This is a genomic window from Alteraurantiacibacter aestuarii (assembly GCF_009827405.1).
In the GTDB taxonomy this organism is placed as follows: domain Bacteria; phylum Pseudomonadota; class Alphaproteobacteria; order Sphingomonadales; family Sphingomonadaceae; genus Alteraurantiacibacter; species Alteraurantiacibacter aestuarii.
This window is the reverse complement of the sequence record NZ_WTYY01000001.1, coordinates 404,205-420,883: the sequence shown is the minus strand read 5'-3', so window position 1 is coordinate 420,883 and position 16,679 is coordinate 404,205. Positions and strand designations below refer to the sequence as shown.

The following is a 16,679-nucleotide window of genomic DNA, read 5'->3' as shown; positions in this document are numbered from 1 at the left end:
GGCCAGTTCAGGCCGCCCACCCTGACCTGAAGGCACCCTGACCTGAAGTCCGGTTGCGCGGCCATGCCCATGCGCTAAGGCAGAGGCCATGAGCGGGCGAACTTGCGATATTGCCATTGTCGGCGGCGGGCTTTCGGGCGGGCTGATTGCCCTGGCATTGACACGCCACCGGCCCGAGCTGACGCTGCGCCTGATCGAGGCCGGACCGGCGCTGGGCGGCAATCACCGCTGGAGCTGGTTTGCCAGCGATCTGGACCAGCGCGGCACTGCCCTGCTGGACAAGATCCGCCAGACCGTGTGGGAAAGCGGCAATCAGGTGGCCTTTCCCGGTCACCGCCGCCAGCTTTCAGCGCCCTATTTCTCCATGGCATCGGAAGATTTCTCCGCCGCGCTGGAGCGCGAACTGCCTGACGGGACGATCATGCTGAACCGGCGCATTTCCTCGCTCGATGCTGGCGGCGTGGACCTGCCTGACGGGCAGCGCATCACCGCGCGCTGCGTGGTGGATGCCAGGGGGTTTGCCCCCACACCCCACCTTTCCGGCGGCTGGCAGGTATTCATGGGGCGGCATTTGCGCTGCCCCGCCGCGCACGGGATGGACCGGCCGATGATCATGGACGCGCGCGTGCCGCAACTGGGCGGCTACCGCTTCGTCTATGTCCTGCCGCTGAGTTCGCACGAGCTGTTTATCGAGGACACTTATTACCAGGACAGTCCGCAGCTTGACCGCTCTGCCCTGTCCTCCCGCATTGACGAATATTGCGCTCTGCACGGCTGGAGCGGCGAGATCCTGGGCTTCGAAACCGGTGTGTTGCCGGTCATCACCGGCGGCAGTTTCGCTCGTTTTCAGGCGCAGCACCGCGCGCCGGGCGTGGCGGTGGCGGGAGCGCGCGGCGGCTTTGTCCACCCGCTCACCAGCTACACCCTGCCCTTCGCCGTGGAAGTGGCGCTGGCGATTGCCGATGATGCAGATCTGCCGGGCGATCAGCTGACCGCCAAGCTGGAGGCGCGCGCGCGCCGCCACTGGAAAACCACCGGCTTTTATCGCCTGCTTGGCTCCATGCTGTTTGGCGCGGCGCGGCCCGAGAAACGCTACCGCATATTCGAGCGCTTCTATCGCCTGCCCGAAGCCCTGATCGAGCGCTTTTATTCGGGCCGCTCCACCTTTGCCGACCGCGCACGCGTTCTGATCGGCAAGCCGCCCGTTCCCCTCCGCCGCGCCATGTCCGCCTTGCTCAGCGCGCGCCCTCCCCTGATCGACAGCCAGAAAAGAGACGTGTGATGAGTACTGCCAAGGGTCGCTCCGCAAACCGAGAAGCCAGTCCGAAAGCCAGTCCGAAAGCCTGTGTGATCGGCGCCGGTTTCGGCGGCATGGCGCTGGCCATCCGCCTGCAGAGCGCAGGCATTGCCACGACCGTGATCGAAAGCCGCGACAAGCCCGGTGGCCGCGCCTATTTCTGGCAGAAGGACGGCTTCACCTTCGATGCCGGTCCCACCGTGGTGACCGATCCCGATTGCCTGCGGGAGCTGTGGGCATTGTCTGGCCATGACATGGCCGAAGACGTGGAGCTGATGCCGGTGATGCCGTTCTACCGGCTCAACTGGCCCGACGGGACCAATTTCGATTATTCGAATGACGAGGCCGGGCTGCGCAAGGAAATCACCAAGCTCGATCCCGCCGATGTCGCCGGATATGAGGCGTTCCTGGACTATGCCGCCGGGGTTTACGAGGAAGGCTATGTCAAGCTGGGCACGGTGCCCTTCCTCAACTTCAAGAGCATGATCAAGGCCGCGCCCGCGCTGGCCAGATATGGCGCATGGCGCAGCGTCTATTCGGTGGTCAGCAAGTATATACGCAGCGAAAAACTGCGCGAGGCGCTCAGCTTCCACACGCTGCTGGTGGGCGGCAATCCGATGAAGACCAGTTCCATCTACGCGCTGATCCACAAGCTGGAAAAGGACGGCGGCGTGTGGTGGACACGGGGCGGCACCAACCGCCTGATCGCCGGAATGGTCCGTCATTTTGAGCGGCTGGGCGGCACCATGCGGCTGGGCGACGGGGTGGAACGGATCGAAACGATCGGCAAGCGCGCCAATGCCGTGCACACCAGATCGGGCTGGACAGACACCTTCGATGCGGTGGCCAGCAATGCCGATATCATGCACAGCTACCGCGATCTGCTGGGCACCAGCCAGCGTGGCAAATCGATGGCGAAATCGCTTTCACGCAAGAGCTTTTCACCCGGACTGTTCGTGGTCCATTTCGGCATAGAGGGCACGTGGCCGGGCATCCCCCATCACATGATCCTGTTCGGCCCGCGCTATAAGGGCCTGCTGGATGACATCTATGACAAGGGCGTGCTGCCGGCCGATTTCTCGATCTACCTGCACCACCCCACCGTGACCGATCCCAGCATGGCGCCAGAGGGCAAGAGCACCTTCTACGCGCTGGTGCCCGTGGCCCATATGGGCAAGCTGACGGTGGACTGGGACGTGATCGGCCCGCAGCTGGAAAAGCGCATCCTGGACGAGGTGGGCCGCCGCCTGATCCCCGATATCCATGACCGCATCGTCACCAGCTTCCATTATGCGCCAAAGGACTTTGCCCAGGACCTGAATGCCCATCTGGGCAGCGCCTTCAGCCTTGAACCGCTGCTGACGCAAAGCGCATGGTTCCGTGGCCACAACCGCGACGATGTGATCGACAATTTCTACCTCGTGGGCGCAGGCACGCACCCGGGCGCGGGCATTCCCGGCGTTGTTGGCAGTGCAAAAGCCACGGCGGGGCTTATGATCGAGGACTTGTCACGCTAAGGTTGCTCGCATGAGCACGAAATTCAAACGTCTGGCCGTATATTGCGGCTCCGCCACGCCAGCCGATCCGCGCTATATCCAGCTGGCCCATGACGTGGGCGAAACGCTGGCCCGGCGCGGCATTGGCGTGGTGTATGGCGGCGGCAAGGTGGGGCTGATGGGCGCGGTATCCGATGCCGCGCTGGCCGCTGGCGGCGAAGTGATCGGGGTGATCCCCGAAGCGCTGGAAAACCACGAACTGTCCAACCGCAACTGCACCCATCTGCACGTCGTTTCCGGCATGCATGAACGCAAGCGCATGTTCACCGATCTGTCCGATGGCTTCATCACCCTGCCCGGCGGCGTGGGCACGATGGACGAGCTGTGGGAAGCGGTCAGCTGGGCGCAGCTGGGCTATCACGCCAGTCCGGTGGGGCTGCTCAATGCCTTTGGCTATTATGACGGGCTGATGGAATTCAACCGGCAGATGGCCGAAACCGGCTTTGTCCGCGAAGCGCACCGGGACATCATCATCGAGGGTTCTACGCTTGATGATCTGCTGGACAGGATGGCGCGCTTCACCCCCACCACCAACGTGCTGCAAATACGCAGCGAGGATCTGTGAAGCCGCCCCGCGCCAAATCGCGCCCGCGCACGCTGGTGCCCTCGCGCCATATCAGGGAGACGCCGCGCCAGAGCGGCGGCGGACGCCAGCGCGACGCCTTGATCGAACGCGCGCGCGAATCGATAGAACAAGGCTCCAAAAGCTTCGCCGCCGCCTCCAAGCTGTTTGACCGCGACACGCGCGACCGGGCGCACCTGCTCTATGCCTGGTGCCGCCGGTGTGACGATATTGCCGACGGGCAGGACCATGGCGGCACGCTGAAACTGGACGGCAGCGATGCACGCAACCGGGTGGAGGCAATCCGCATCCTCACCCATCGCGCGCTGGACGGCCAGCCGACTGCGGAACTGGCTTTCGATGCGCTGGGGCAGGTCGCCGCCGAATGCGGCCTCACCCGCGAAATGGCCGATGACGTGGTGGATGGCTTTGCGCTGGATGCCGCCGACTGGCGGCCGCGCACGGAGGGTGACCTGATGCGCTATTGCTTCCACGTCGCAGGGGCGGTGGGGGTGATGATGGCGCGCGTCATGGGCGTGGACAAGGACGACCACGATACGCTGGACCGCGCCTGCGACCTGGGCCTTGCCTTCCAGCTCAACAATATCGCCCGCGACATCTGGGAAGACGATGCGGCGGGCCGCTGCTACCTGCCGGTGGAGTGGCTGGTGGAAATGGACATTCCGCCGGGCCAGCACATGAAGCCGCAATACCGGGCCGCTCTGGCGGAACTGGCAAGGCGGCTGGTGGACCTGGCCGAAACCCATGAGGCTGCCGCAAGACTGGGCGCGGCGCGGCTGCGTTTCCGCCACCGCTGGGCGGTGCTGTCCGCCTCCAATATCTATGGCGCGATCGGGCGCGAGGTGCGCGCACGCGGTGAGGCGGCGTGGGACCACCGCGTGCACACCTCCAGCATTGCCAAGATGGGCCATGTTGCCCGCGCCTTCACGCAGGCGCTGCGCAAGCCGGAACAGCCCGAGGCCATGCCCAAATGGACACGCGGCGCGCTGATGGTGATGGCGCGCATGGATGCTCCGCCTGCGCCCATGCCGATGACGCCGCTGCGCGATGAAGGGGTGCGCCCCGCCACACCGCCCGCCACACCCAGAAACCCGGCATGATCACCAGTCTCCTCATCGCCAACCGGGGGGAGATCGCCTGCCGCATCATCCGCACCGCGCGCGCCATGGGCATTCGCACGGTGGCAGTCTATTCGGATGCCGATGCCAGGGCGCTGCATGTGCGATCCGCCGACGAGGCAGTGCATATCGGCTCCTCCCCCGCCACCGAAAGCTATCTGCGCGGTGAGGTGATTATCGCCGCTGCCCTCCAGAGCGGCGCAAAGGCGATCCATCCGGGATATGGCTTCCTGTCGGAGAATGCGGATTTTGCCCGCGCGGTGGAGGAAGCGGGCCTGATCTGGGTCGGCCCGGCACCCGAAAGCATAGAGGCGATGGGCCTGAAAGATGCCGCCAAGCGCCTGATGCGCGCTGCCAATGTGCCGGTAACGCCGGGCTATGACGGGGCCAACCAGTCGGCAGATGTGCTGGCGGAAGAGGCGGACAAAATCGGCTATCCGGTGCTGATCAAGGCCGTGGCAGGCGGCGGCGGCAAGGGCATGCGCAAGGTGGATGCCGCAGCTGACTTCGCCGCATCGCTGGAAAGCTGCCGGCGCGAGGCGAAGGCCAGTTTCGGCAACACCGATGTCATTCTGGAGAAATGGATCACCAGCCCGCGCCATATCGAGGTGCAGGTGTTCGGCGACACGCACGGTAATGTCGTCCATCTGTTCGAACGCGACTGTTCGCTCCAGCGCCGCCACCAGAAGGTGATCGAGGAAGCGCCCGCTCCCGGCATGGATGCAGCCACGCGCGAAGCCATCTGCGCCGCCGCCGTGCGCGCCGCCAGGGCGGTGGATTATGTCGGCGCGGGCACGGTGGAATTCATCGCCGATGCCAGCGAGGGCCTGAACGCGGACCGCATTTTCTTCATGGAAATGAACACCCGCCTGCAAGTGGAACACCCGGTGACCGAGGAGATCACCGGCGTCGATCTGGTCGAATGGCAATTGCGGGTTGCAAGCGGGGAAGCACTGCCGCTGCGGCAGGATCAGTTGAGCTTCAACGGCCACGCGATAGAGGCGCGGCTGTACGCGGAGGACCCGGCGAAGGGGTTTTTGCCCAGTACGGGGCGGTTGGAATATTTTGCGCTTCCCTACCTCACACGCAAACGCCGCTATCGCATCGAGACAGGCGTCCAGCGCGGAGACGAGATTTCACCATTTTACGATCCGATGATCGCCAAGCTCATCGTTCATGCCGATACCCGCCAAGGTGCGATCGAGGCGATGAAAGAGATGACCGCGAATGTTCAATGTTGGCCGGTCAAGACAAATGCCGGGTTCCTCAATCTGCTCCTCTACGATCAGGAGTTCGAGCAAGGGACAATGGACACTGGCCTTATCGGAGACAATCTCAATGATTACATTCCAGATGTAGAGGCGTCCGAAAATGCTCTGCAATCAGTGGCGCATCTGGTCGTCGACAGGTCCATCGGCGGAAATGCGACGGATATTCGTTCTACATATCAAAATACTGACGATGGGCCGTGGAGCATGAAGGGCTTCCGCCTGAACCGTGCACCGGCTGAGGTTTCAATTCGCCTTTCCGACGGACAGACCGACTACGCATTCGCATTTGCCGACCAGTCCATCGACGATAGTCTGTGGGTTGAAGAAACACCGCATGGATTCATTGTCACAGATGACGGTGTGACCCGCATGCTCCACATCGCTCGTACAGGTTCGGAGGGTCCCACCTCCGCCCACGACGGCGACATCATCGCCCCCATGCCGGGCAAGGTCATTGCGGTGGATGTGGCCGAGGGCGATGTGGTGACAGCAGGCCAGCGGCTGCTGGTGCTGGAAGCGATGAAGATGGAACATGCGCTGACCGCTCCCTTTGCGGGCACGGTAGTGGAGCTGTCCGCCAGCGTCGGCGCGCAGGTTCAGGTGGAGGCGCTGCTGGCCAAGGTAGAGAAGGCTAAGACCCCAGAAACTGGGTGAGCGCGGCCTTTTCGCTATCGTCCATATGCAGGCCCAGCTTGGTGCGGCGCCACAGGATATCATCGGCGCTCACCGCCCATTCCTCCTCGCGCAGATAGGTGACTTCGGCCTCGCTCAGCCCGGCGCCGAAATTGCGGCCAAGGTCTGCCCAGCCCTTGGCATCGCCCAGCCACAGGATCGCATCGAGGCCGTAAGCACGCGCCAGTCTCTTGGCCTCGCCCTTGGAGAGGAAGGGATATTCGCGCAGCAATTCGCCCACCAGCAGGCTCTGTGCATCCTTGGGAAAATCGCCGCCGGGCAGCGCTGCATCCGCCGTCCATGCCGGGCCGGACAGCGCAGGCAGGCGCTTTGACAGCCGGTCCACCGCTTCCTCCGCCACATGGCGGTATGAGGTGATCTTGCCGCCATAAATGCCCAGCATCGGCGCGCCGTCCTCCGGCTCGCTCAGCACCAGCCGGTATCCGCGCGTGGCGGCTTCGGGACGATCAGTGCCGAAATCCACGAGCGCGCGCACGCCGGAATAGGACCAGACAATGTCAGCCTGCGTGATGTCCTTGAGGAAATAGCGGTTCGCCGCATCGCACAGGTAGCGCAGCTCCTCCGCGTCCGCATGGACATCGGTGAGCGATCCCTTGTGCTCGGCATCGGTGGTGCCGATCAGGGTAAAATCATCCTCATACGGGATGGCAAAGCAGATGCGCGTGTCGGGCTGCTGAAAGATATAGGCGTATTCGTGATCGAATATTCTGGGCACCACGATATGCGATCCGCGCACGCGGCGGATGCCGTATTTGGGCTTTGCCCCGGCCAGCCTGGCCAGATCGTCCACCGCCGGGCCTGCGGCATTGACCAGCGCATGGGCGGTAAAGCTCTCCCCGCCTGCCTCCACATGCCACAGATCGCCTTCGCGGCGGATCGCGGTGACGGGGCAATTGGTGCGGATATCCGCGCCGCGGCGCCGGGCATCCACGGCATTGAGCACCACCAGCCGCGCATCATCCACCCAGCCATCCGAATATTCGAAGCCGCTGGTATAGTCGCTCTCCAGCGGGCCGCCGGCGGGATGTTCGCTCAGATCAATGGCATCGGCATCGGGCAGGCTGCTCTTGCCGCCGATATGGTCATAGATGAACAGGCCCGCGCGCAGCTTCCAGTGGGCGCGCATGGCCTTGGACACCGGCAGCACAAAGCGCATCGGGCGGATGATATGCGGGGCGATGCTCCACAATGTCTCACGCTCCTTCAGCGCCTCCCTGACCAGGCCGAATTCGCGATATTCCAGATAACGCAGCCCGCCGTGCACCAGCTTGGTGGAATTGCCCGATGTGCCGCTGGCCAGGTCGCGCGCTTCCAGCAGCAGCACTTTTGCGCCGCGTCCCGCAGCATCGCGGGCAACACCTGCTCCATTCACTCCGCCGCCAATTACAACAAGATCAAAGGCGGCGGATGTGGTCACGGGACGGTATTCCTTCGTTGCGGAGCGTTCAGTCGGCGAAACAGTCTACCCTTCTCGCTGTAAAGCACCAGAGCCAGTGCCAGAACGCTGCAGATCAGCAGCGCATGGGCAAAGGGCTGCGCGGTGCCATCATAGGACTGGCCGATCACCAGCCCGACCACGGCAGCGCCGAACATGCGGAAGAAGGTCTGCACACTGCTGGCCGCACCGGCAATATGGCCGAAGGGTTGCAGCGCGATGGAACCGAAATTGGCACCCAGGAAGCCGAGCAGGGCTAGGTTGATCGCCATCAGCGGCAGGAACAGCGCCAGCGAATCCCCGTGGTAATGCGAAGCCCAGACCTGCAGGGCGCTGACAACGATGAACACCAGCACGCCGGTATGCGAAACCCGCCGCGCGCCAAATCTTTCCACGATGCGCGAATTGACGATGTTGGAGACCGCCATCATCGCCGCCGTACCGCCGAACACCACCGGGAATAACGTGCCCATCTTGAAATGCTCGCCGATCAGCTGCTGGGCGCTGTTCACATAGCCGAACACCGCACCCACCAGCAGGGTGACACCCAGGACATAGCCGATCGAGGCGCGCGTCATCAGCACGACCTTCATGTTGGCGGCGATCACCGGGACGTTGATCTCCTGGCGGTTTTCAGGCGCCAGCGTTTCCGGCAGACGCTTCCACGTCCAGACCATTGCCAGCGCGCCCATCAGCGCCAGGCCGATGAAGATCCAGCGCCAGCCGGCCACCAGCAGCACCGCCTGCCCCAGGCTGGGCGCGATCACCGGCACGATGATGAACACGGCAAAGACGATCGACAGCGTGCGCGCCATCTTGTCACCTTCGAACTTGTCACGAATGATCGCAGTGGGCGCCACCATCAGGCCGCCGCTGAGCAGGCCTTGCAACCCGCGCATGACCAGCAGCGTTTCGAAGTGGTGGACAAAGGCGATGATCAGCGAGGTCACGACATAGGACACCAGCGAGAACATCAGCACCGGCTTGCGCCCGAAGCGATCGGCAAAGGAGCCGGGCACAAGGCAGCCCGCGCCATTCGCCAGCAGGAACACCGCCACGATCAGCTGGCGCCGGTTGCCCTCCTCCGCACCCAGCTCGCGCGCGATTTCGTCGAGCGCGGGCAGCATGCCATCAATGGCCAGCGCATTCAGGCTCATCAGCAGGGCGATCAGCACCACCAGCTCGCGGCGGCCGATGGAACGGGGCGATTTGTGTTCAGGGATTGCAGACATGGCGCGCCCCTATACCGCAAGTGCGAAGGCCGGAAGTGTCAATTGTAAGTACCACTGACGATTTTGCCCGGTGGTGGCAGATTTCGCGCAGCACTGTAGATTGCACCAATGGCCGCATCCCCGCCCGATCCCGATGATGACGAAGCCCCCGGCGGCGATGAAATGGGCCTGCGCAAGATCATCCATATCGACATGGATGCCTTCTTCGCCAGTGTGGAGCAGCGTGACAATCCGCAATTGCGCGGAAAGCCCGTGGCGGTGGGCGGCGCTGGCGGGCGCGGCGTGGTGGCGGCAGCCAGTTATGAAGCGCGCAAGTTCGGTGTGCGCAGCGCCATGCCCAGCGTCACCGCCAAGCGCAAATGCCCGGAGCTGATCTTCTGCAACACCCGCTTTGACGTGTACCGCGAAGTGTCCGAGCAGATCCGCGCGATCTTTCGCCATCACACGCCGCACGTCGAACCGCTGAGTCTGGATGAGGCCTATCTGGATGTGACCGACGACCTGCACGGCATCGGCTCCGCCACGCGCATTGCCGAGCTGATCCGCGCGCAGATCAAGGAGGCAACGCAGCTGACCGCCAGCGCGGGCGTTTCCTACAACAAGTTCCTGGCCAAGCTGGCTAGCGACCAGAACAAGCCCGACGGCATGTGCGTGATCCGCCCCGGACAGGGCGCGCAATTCGTCCAGTCGCTGCCCGTCCGCCGGTTCCACGGGATCGGCCCGCGCGGGGCTGAGAAAATGGCGAAGCTGGGGATCGAAACCGGGGCAGACCTGGCGGCAAAGGATGCCGAATGGCTGCGCGCGCATTTCGGCAGTTTCGGCGAATATCTCTACCGCGCCGCACGCGGGATAGACCTGCGCCCGGTGCGCGCCAACCGCATCCGCAAATCCATCGGCGGGGAACGCACTTTCAGCGAAGACCGGTCCGACCCGGACGAATTGCGCGACACGCTGGAGCGGATCATCGACATCGTGTGGGACCGGATCGCCGAAAAGCAGGCGCGCGGACGCACGGTGACGCTGAAGCTGAAATACAACGATTTCCAGACCGCCACCCGCGCCCGGTCACAGGAGAAGGGCGTGGCGGACAAGCAGGCCTTCGCCAGAATCGCGCGGCAGATACTGGAGGACGAACTGCCCTTGCCGATGCCGATCCGCCTGATGGGCCTGACGCTGAGCAATCTGGAACGCGGCGACGGGGAAGCGCAGGACGAGCCGGCGCGCGACGATGCGCAGCTGTCACTGCTATAGCTGCCACCTGGAGCCAAAACCTGGATCCGACTTCCGCCTGGTCACCGCGCTTCCCATTGGCTCAGCAGCTGCATCCGCACGGTGACTGTGCGACTGATGTCCTGCGGCAGTTCGTGGTGGTGAAAGAAGCGCGCTTCCACAATCTCGCGCATGTCGGGGCGCGCCTCCCCGGCAATGCGCCCGGTGAAGATATGCGCCACGTTGCGGCCACCGTGATAATCTTCCGTCAGCGTGCCCAGATGCTGCGGATCGGCGATCGCCGCGCCCAGTTCCTCGGCAAATTCGCGCAAGGCGGCAAGCTGGGGGTCCTCACCCTTGCGCATGCCGCCGCCGGGAAAGGACCAGACGGCCGCGCCATAGGAATGGCGCACCAGCAGCACCCGGCCCTGTTCATCGCGCGCAATCATGGTGCAGCCGTGAATCTCGCCCCCTCTCCAGCGCAGCCAGCGCGTACGCAGGGCAAAGGCCATGCGATAGCCCGTGCGGTGCAGCGGCGGAGGTATCAGAGGGGTAATCAGGTGAAGCATGTCACCGGCAGGTCAGCCGCGCCCAGCAGCCGCGCCACGGGCAGGTCATGCGTTCCCGCCAGCGCCGCATCGAACACCGCGCGCTTATCCTCTCCACGGATCACGAACATCACCGCATCGCTATCCAGCAAGGCCGGAATGGAAAGGGTGATGCGATCGAACGGAGCTTCCGGCGGCAGCGGATCGGGTGTCAGGCGGCGCACCGCCACAGGATCGTCCACCTGTGGATCGGTATTGGGGAACAGGCTGGCGATGTGCCCGTCTGCCCCCATGCCCAGCCACACCAGCGCGAAATGCGGCGGCTGCGCGCCTTCTGCCAGCGCCACCACGCGCGCGCCGACAGGTTCCAGCAGGGCGCGGATCTTGCCGACATTGCTGGCCGCGTGATCCTCCGCCACCAGCCGGTCATCGCCCGGCCACACGGCAATACGCGACCAGTCCAGATCGGCCTTCACCAGCTCTGCCATGATCGGGAACGGGGTGGAGCCGCCGGGCACGGAAATAGCCACTTCGCCCTCCCGCGCATCCAGTGCAGCGGCAAGGACATCGCCCAGCCACGCGGCAATATCGCCAGCCGAAGCGTCATTGATGAAAGTGATGTCGGTCATGGCTACCGCCTTAAACCAAAGGCCGCCGGGACGCGATGGTCCGGCGGCCTTCTTTTTGCGCCCCTGCGGGAGGGGGGGGTAGCAGGGGCGCGGGGAATTTCCGTCCGGGAAATCAGTCGAGAATGCTGGTGAGGAACCAGACGCGCTCCTCCGCCATGTTGGTCCAGTCATCGATCAGGCCGTCGGTGGCGTTGTCACCCGCCTTGTCAGCCGGTTCCTTGAGCGCCTTGAGCCTCTCGACCAGCGCGGCATTGTCGTCGCGCAGTTCGGTGATCATGGCTTCTGCGCCCAGATCGCTGTCATCCTGATCGGCAATCTGCGTCGCCTTGGCGACCGCTCCGATCGAGGTGAGCGTTTTGGCGCCATTCTTGCGCACCCGCTCGGCAATCGCATCGATCTGACTCTGGATTTCCACCGCCTGCGCATCGAACAGCAGGTGCAGATCATGGAACCGCGGCCCGGTCACATGCCAATGGAAGTTCTTGGTCTTGAAATAGAGCGCCAGATGATCGGCGAGCAGTCCGTTGAGACCTTCGATCAGCGCGGTTTTCGAATTATCGCCAGTGTTGGCCATGATGTATCCCCTTTGATTGGATTTGCCTTTGCATATGTCCAACCAACGGCTGACCGGCCTGCGGGTTTCCGGCGATTTGGCAATCTTGGTGATCGCAAAAATCGATCAGAAAATGATACCGCGCGCGGTCATTCCGATCAGCAGCGCCGCCAGCAGCAAGATGCCGCCAGTGATGTTGGCCAGCAGGCGCAGCGGCACGCGCGCTTCCCATTCGGCCCCGGCCATCGCTGCCGCGCTCAGCGCAATGCCGCTGCCCAGCGCGCCGCCGATGGCCGCCAGCACCCACTCTCCCGTCATGATGCTGAGCGACAGCACCAGGAAGCGCGCCGCATCGGTGGCCTGCACCGCCAGCAGCACCAGCAGGATTGCGCCGGTCGACCGTGTGGGCTGCCGGGGCGCCTTGCCCGCGCGCAGAACAAACAGCTCCAGCGCGGCCAGCAGCACCGCCAGCGCCACGAACATCAGCTTGGCATCGCCGGTCATCATCGCCGCCAGCTGCGTGCCGATCCAGGCGGCCAGCGCGCAGGTGGCAATCGCGCTCAGCCAGATGGCCGCGAACAGTCCCGCGCCCGGCCCCAGCCTGGCCGACAGCCGCGCCACGCGCAGCTGGTCGCGCCCGGCAATGGTGACAAGGGCGCAGGCCAGCAGGCAAAGGAACAGGGCGGGCATGGACCGGCTTGTATGGCATGTGTGCTGCGCGGGGAAGTGGAGCGGGCAACTGTGCCCTCACGCCGCCTGACGCATGGCCGCCAGCACGCTCCCGGCCTTTTCGATAATGTCCAGCTCGGAGCTTTGTTCAGGCCAGGTTTTCAGCCCGACTTCGAGGATGCGGGCCTGCTTACCCAGTTCCTCCTCGCCAAACATGCCCGCCGTTCCCGCAAGCTTGTGCAGCAGGTCGGCCACTTCCTCCACCGTTGCATCGTCAAGGTCTCCGGCACTCACGAACGCCTCCACGCGCTCCAGCGTTGCTTTCTTGCGCTGATGATAGCGCCCCTGCAGGGCCGAGCCGGGCCGGGGCGCTTCGACGGCACTGGCCACGGGCGAGACCACATCGCCGGACTTGCGTGACCACTGCGCAATGGCGGATTCCAGATCTTGCAGGCCAATCGGCTTGGACAGATGCGCCTGCATGCCTGCCGCAAGACAATTGGCAATATCGTCTGCAAAGGCATTGGCGGTCAGTGCCACAATCGGCAGCGAAGCCGCATCATGGCCGGCGGCCCGGATGGCGCGGGTAGCCTCCACCCCGCTCATCACCGGCATGCTCATATCCATCAGCACCAGGTCAAAGCTGTTGTTCTCACTGGCCGCACGCGCGACAGCTTCGACGGCAATCGCTCCATTGTCGGCAATTTCGACATCCAGACCGATCCGGCTGAGCATATCCTTCATCAGGATCTGGTTGATGTCATGATCCTCCACCAGCAGGATTCGCTGGCAGCGCGGAACCCGCGCAAACCGGCGCAGCTGTGGTGCGGCAGCATCTGGCGGGAGCTGGTTCTGCGCGCCATTTTCCAGCACCTTTGCCGGCAGGGTCAGGCGGAACACGCTGCCTCTGCCCGGCTGGCTTTCCAGCGTGATCTCACCATCGATCAGCTGCGCCAGCTTCCTGCTGATGGCCAGGCCCAATCCGGTGCCGCCATGATCGCGGGCGATGGTGAAATCCGCCTGTACGAAATCGCTGAAAATGGCTGCCTGGCGCTCGGGAGCGATGCCGATGCCGGTGTCGGCGATTTCCACAATCGCCCGCTCGCCGTCATGCGGGTCAACACAGGCGCGCACCGTCACGGAACCCTTGCTGGTGAATTTGAGCGCGTTGCCCAGCAGATTGAGCAGGATCTGGCGAATGCGCAGGCCGTCACTGGATATCAGCGCGGGAACGGCGTCATCGATATCGCAGGTCAGCTCAAGCTGCTTTTCGGTTGCCAGCGCCTGCATCAAGGTGATGCAGCCGTGGATCACCTGACGCAGATTGGTCGGTTCGGAGGCGATGCGCATCTGTCCCGCTTCAAGTTTGGACAGGTCCAGAATATCGTTGAGCAGCCGCATCATGGCCTTGCCGGAATCCGCGATCAGCTGGGTCTGGCGGCGCTGTTCGTCATCCAGAGGGCTGGCCAGCAGCAATTCGGTAAAGCCGATGACGCCGTTCATGGGCGTGCGGATTTCGTGGCTCATATTGGCCAGGAAGCTGGACTTGGCCTCCACCGCCGCCTCTGCCCGCGCGCGCGCCGATTGCAGCGCGCCTTCCATCAGCATGCGCCGGGTCACGTCCATGGCCACGGCAATTGTGCCCCGCAGAATCCCGTCGTCGGTCAGTTCCGGCCGGCTGATCATGTCGACCCAGCGCACCGAGCCATCGCGGTGGACAAAGCGGAACGTGCCGCGATGCTCCGCCCGATCTTCAATCGCGCCCATCCATGCCGCATGAAATTCGGCGCGATCCTCGGGATGAATGGCGGCGATCCAGTCCGAGCTGAGGGCCGCCGGCTCATCAAGGCCCGATAGCTCCAGCCAGCTGTCATTGGCGTAAATGCAGGTGCCCGATGGATTGGTGCGGATGATTCCCGCCGGTGAAAGCCCCGCCAGATCGCTGAAGCGGCGCTCACTTTCGTACAGCGCGTCTGCGGCCTCCTTGTGCTTGCGGGTCTTTTCCATCACCTGCTCGTGAACCTGCGCCTCGCGGCGGGCATAGGATTGCAGCAGGCCACCGAAACACAGCGTCAGGAGAATTCCCCCCACCAGCACCAGCGGTGGCTCATTGTTGATCGAGCTGTGTTCGAATTGGGGTGTGCTTTTCCAGACCAGCGTCCAGTTCTGCCCCATCACCGGGATGGTCTTGCGGATGGTAAACGCCGGATTGGTGTCGGGCAATGACCCTGCAAAGATCTGGTGATCGGGATCGATAGAGGTGCCGTCGTAGACATCGATGGTGAACTGCTCGGCCTGGCTGGACGTCAGCCCGGAAAGGAAGCGCGAGGCGATGAAAGGGGCATAGACCCAGCCCCGCAGCGCGTGCTGCCTGTCGGCCGCCGTCTCCAGCGGCAGACCCCTGGTATAGACCGGCCGCAGCAGCAGGAATCCGGGTGTCTGGGCATCATCCTGCACCAGCGTGATGCGCCGGGTGATCCTCGCCTCCCCGCTATCGCGTGATTGTTCGGCGGCATCGCGGCGGTTGACCTCGAAGCTGATATCCAGGCCCAGCGCGGCCAGGTTGCCTTCAATCGGTTCGATATATTTGATGATGAACCTGGTGGGGCGGTCAGATGCGGGGTGCACCTGGAAAGGGGGCAGGCCATCTGCCATGCCGCGCCTGACAAAATTCTCCTCATCGCCATTGGCCATCGGCTGGATGAAGCCGATGCCGTTGATCCCGGGCAACTCCTCAATCCCGATGATGTCGATGTAATCGATCCAGTCCTGGCGCGAAATCTGATCGGACGCATCAATGATCGCAGCCCCGCCATCAAGACTTTGCCGATAGGACTGGAGCCGGTGACTGAGCGCCTCCTCACTGTCGGCGGCCATGGCGTTGAAGGTTGCCAGATTGCGCTCATAGACAACCTCGCTGGTAACGATCCATGCTGTAAGCGTGGCCCCCATCAGGCAGAACAGGCCAATGGTCATGGAGCGGGTCAGCGGGGTGATGGGCGTGCCGCGCCAGATCAGCTTGGGCTCGCGCCAGGCCGCGAACAGGGCAATGGGCACGATCAGCAACACGCCCGCCATGTCTCCGCACCACCAGGTCAGCCAGTTGCTCCAGACCATTGCGGTGGGCACAGCGCCGTTGAACCACAGGATGGCGGTGCCCACCGTGGCCGCGATCAGGCACGACAGCGGACCGCCCACCACGATCAGTGTGGCAACATCGCGGGCCCCCTTGATGTTGATGGGCTGCCCCAACAATCGCCTGAGAGCCGTGGTGGCAAACAGTGCCTGAACCGATGAACCTGCGGCAATTACCCCGGCATTCACCACCGCGATCCATTCGATTGTCCCGGATGTCATCGGCGAGCCATTGGCAAGGTTCACCGCAAATGACCCCAGCCAGATGCCCGGCCACAGATTGCGACCGAAGATGATCAGCCCGGCAATCGCCATGCCGGATGCGGGCCAGATGAATGTGGCATACCCCGGCGGAACGGCCAGCAGCAGCCCCAGCCAACCCGCCAGCCCATAGGCCAGCGCCATGGCGGCGATCCCCAGCATTTTCTGCCTCGTCGTGAGCGGTTCAGGATTTGTCCCGGTCAGGCTTGTCACTGCCACGACACCTTCACCTCTTGCCGGCGTGACGATACCCTCAGCAGGCCCCTCAAAAGGCTCGCCACCCGGCGTATCAGCACGCGTTGCAATCCTGCGCGCCCGGCAAGGCTGACAAAGTCGGCACTGCCGGAAACGGCGCTTTGCCACTGGCTGGCGTTGGTATGATCCATCACTCAACTTTCGCAGAAAGAGGGGCAAGATCATTCAACTAGGCCCGGAAGGCAGAATTCCGATGAATCGACATGTAGGTAAATTGCCGCATTCCGGCAGCCAT

Annotated in this window: 14 protein-coding genes; 6 read left to right on the top strand and 8 right to left on the bottom strand. The window is 63.7% G+C overall.

Going from position 1 to position 16,679, the window contains the following annotated elements:
* Positions 1–88 precede the first annotated feature (88 nt).
* Genes crtY through GRI32_RS02015 form a run of 5 tightly spaced genes read left to right on the top strand, consistent with a single transcriptional unit; the run spans position 89 to position 6,479 of the window.
* The gene (gene crtY / locus GRI32_RS02035) at positions 89–1,282 is read left to right on the top strand and encodes a lycopene beta-cyclase CrtY (protein ID WP_160589444.1); all 1,194 of its coding nucleotides are present in this window, start codon (positions 89–91) and stop codon (positions 1,280–1,282) included.
* Positions 1,282–2,814, top strand: coding sequence for a phytoene desaturase (locus GRI32_RS02030; protein ID WP_160589443.1), 1,533 nt, complete (start codon positions 1,282–1,284; stop codon positions 2,812–2,814). Before crtY ends, GRI32_RS02030 begins: the two co-directional genes overlap by 1 nt.
* Before the next feature lie 10 nt (positions 2,815–2,824).
* Positions 2,825–3,418, top strand: a complete 594-nt coding sequence (locus tag GRI32_RS02025) for an LOG family protein (protein WP_160589442.1) — start codon at positions 2,825–2,827, stop codon at positions 3,416–3,418.
* 50 nt (positions 3,419–3,468) lie between these two features.
* Complete coding sequence (locus tag GRI32_RS02020; RefSeq protein ID WP_337190139.1) at positions 3,469–4,536, top strand: phytoene/squalene synthase family protein; 1,068 nt, start codon at positions 3,469–3,471, stop codon at positions 4,534–4,536.
* Complete coding sequence (locus GRI32_RS02015) at positions 4,533–6,479, top strand: acetyl/propionyl/methylcrotonyl-CoA carboxylase subunit alpha (RefSeq protein WP_160589440.1); 1,947 nt, start codon at positions 4,533–4,535, stop codon at positions 6,477–6,479. Before GRI32_RS02020 ends, GRI32_RS02015 begins: the two co-directional genes overlap by 4 nt.
* On the opposite strand, the gene GRI32_RS02010 is transcribed toward GRI32_RS02015, so the two are convergent.
* Both GRI32_RS02010 and GRI32_RS02005 read right to left on the bottom strand, forming a co-directional pair.
* Positions 6,457–7,935: a glycerol-3-phosphate dehydrogenase gene (locus GRI32_RS02010; protein WP_160589439.1), complete on the bottom strand. Its 1,479-nt coding sequence runs from the start codon at positions 7,933–7,935 to the stop codon at positions 6,457–6,459. The genes GRI32_RS02015 and GRI32_RS02010 overlap by 23 nt on opposite strands.
* Positions 7,932–9,185 carry a multidrug effflux MFS transporter gene (locus GRI32_RS02005; RefSeq protein WP_160589438.1) on the bottom strand — a complete coding sequence of 418 codons (1,254 nt, stop codon included), beginning with the start codon at positions 9,183–9,185 and terminating at the stop codon, positions 7,932–7,934. Before GRI32_RS02005 ends, GRI32_RS02010 begins: the two co-directional genes overlap by 4 nt.
* 108 nt (positions 9,186–9,293) lie before the next feature.
* Between GRI32_RS02005 and dinB the strand changes: the two genes are divergently transcribed.
* Positions 9,294–10,436, top strand: a complete 1,143-nt coding sequence (gene dinB, locus GRI32_RS02000; RefSeq protein WP_160589437.1) for a DNA polymerase IV — start codon at positions 9,294–9,296, stop codon at positions 10,434–10,436.
* A gap of 41 nt (positions 10,437–10,477) precedes the next feature.
* Here dinB and GRI32_RS01995 read toward each other — a convergent pair whose 3' ends face one another.
* From GRI32_RS01995 to GRI32_RS01970, 6 genes are all read right to left on the bottom strand, one after another.
* Positions 10,478–10,963: an NUDIX hydrolase gene (locus GRI32_RS01995; RefSeq protein WP_160589436.1), complete on the bottom strand. Its 486-nt coding sequence runs from the start codon at positions 10,961–10,963 to the stop codon at positions 10,478–10,480.
* Positions 10,951–11,571, bottom strand: a complete 621-nt coding sequence (locus tag GRI32_RS01990) for a 6-phosphogluconolactonase (RefSeq protein ID WP_160589435.1) — start codon at positions 11,569–11,571, stop codon at positions 10,951–10,953. Before GRI32_RS01990 ends, GRI32_RS01995 begins: the two co-directional genes overlap by 13 nt.
* A gap of 112 nt (positions 11,572–11,683) precedes the next feature.
* Positions 11,684–12,145 (bottom strand): Dps family protein, encoded by a 462-nt coding sequence (locus tag GRI32_RS01985; protein ID WP_160589434.1) that lies wholly within the window; start codon positions 12,143–12,145, stop codon positions 11,684–11,686.
* Positions 12,146–12,250: 105 nt separating this feature from the next.
* The gene (locus tag GRI32_RS01980; RefSeq protein WP_160589433.1) at positions 12,251–12,814 is read right to left on the bottom strand and encodes a hypothetical protein; all 564 of its coding nucleotides are present in this window, start codon (positions 12,812–12,814) and stop codon (positions 12,251–12,253) included.
* 57 nt (positions 12,815–12,871) lie between these two features.
* Positions 12,872–16,408, bottom strand: coding sequence for a CHASE domain-containing protein (locus GRI32_RS01975; protein WP_337190129.1), 3,537 nt, complete (start codon positions 16,406–16,408; stop codon positions 12,872–12,874).
* On the bottom strand, positions 16,399–16,575 hold the full coding sequence (locus GRI32_RS01970; RefSeq protein ID WP_160589431.1) for a hypothetical protein: 177 nt from the start codon (positions 16,573–16,575) through the stop codon (positions 16,399–16,401). The genes GRI32_RS01975 and GRI32_RS01970 overlap by 10 nt, the downstream gene beginning before the upstream one ends.
* Positions 16,576–16,679 lie beyond the last annotated feature (104 nt).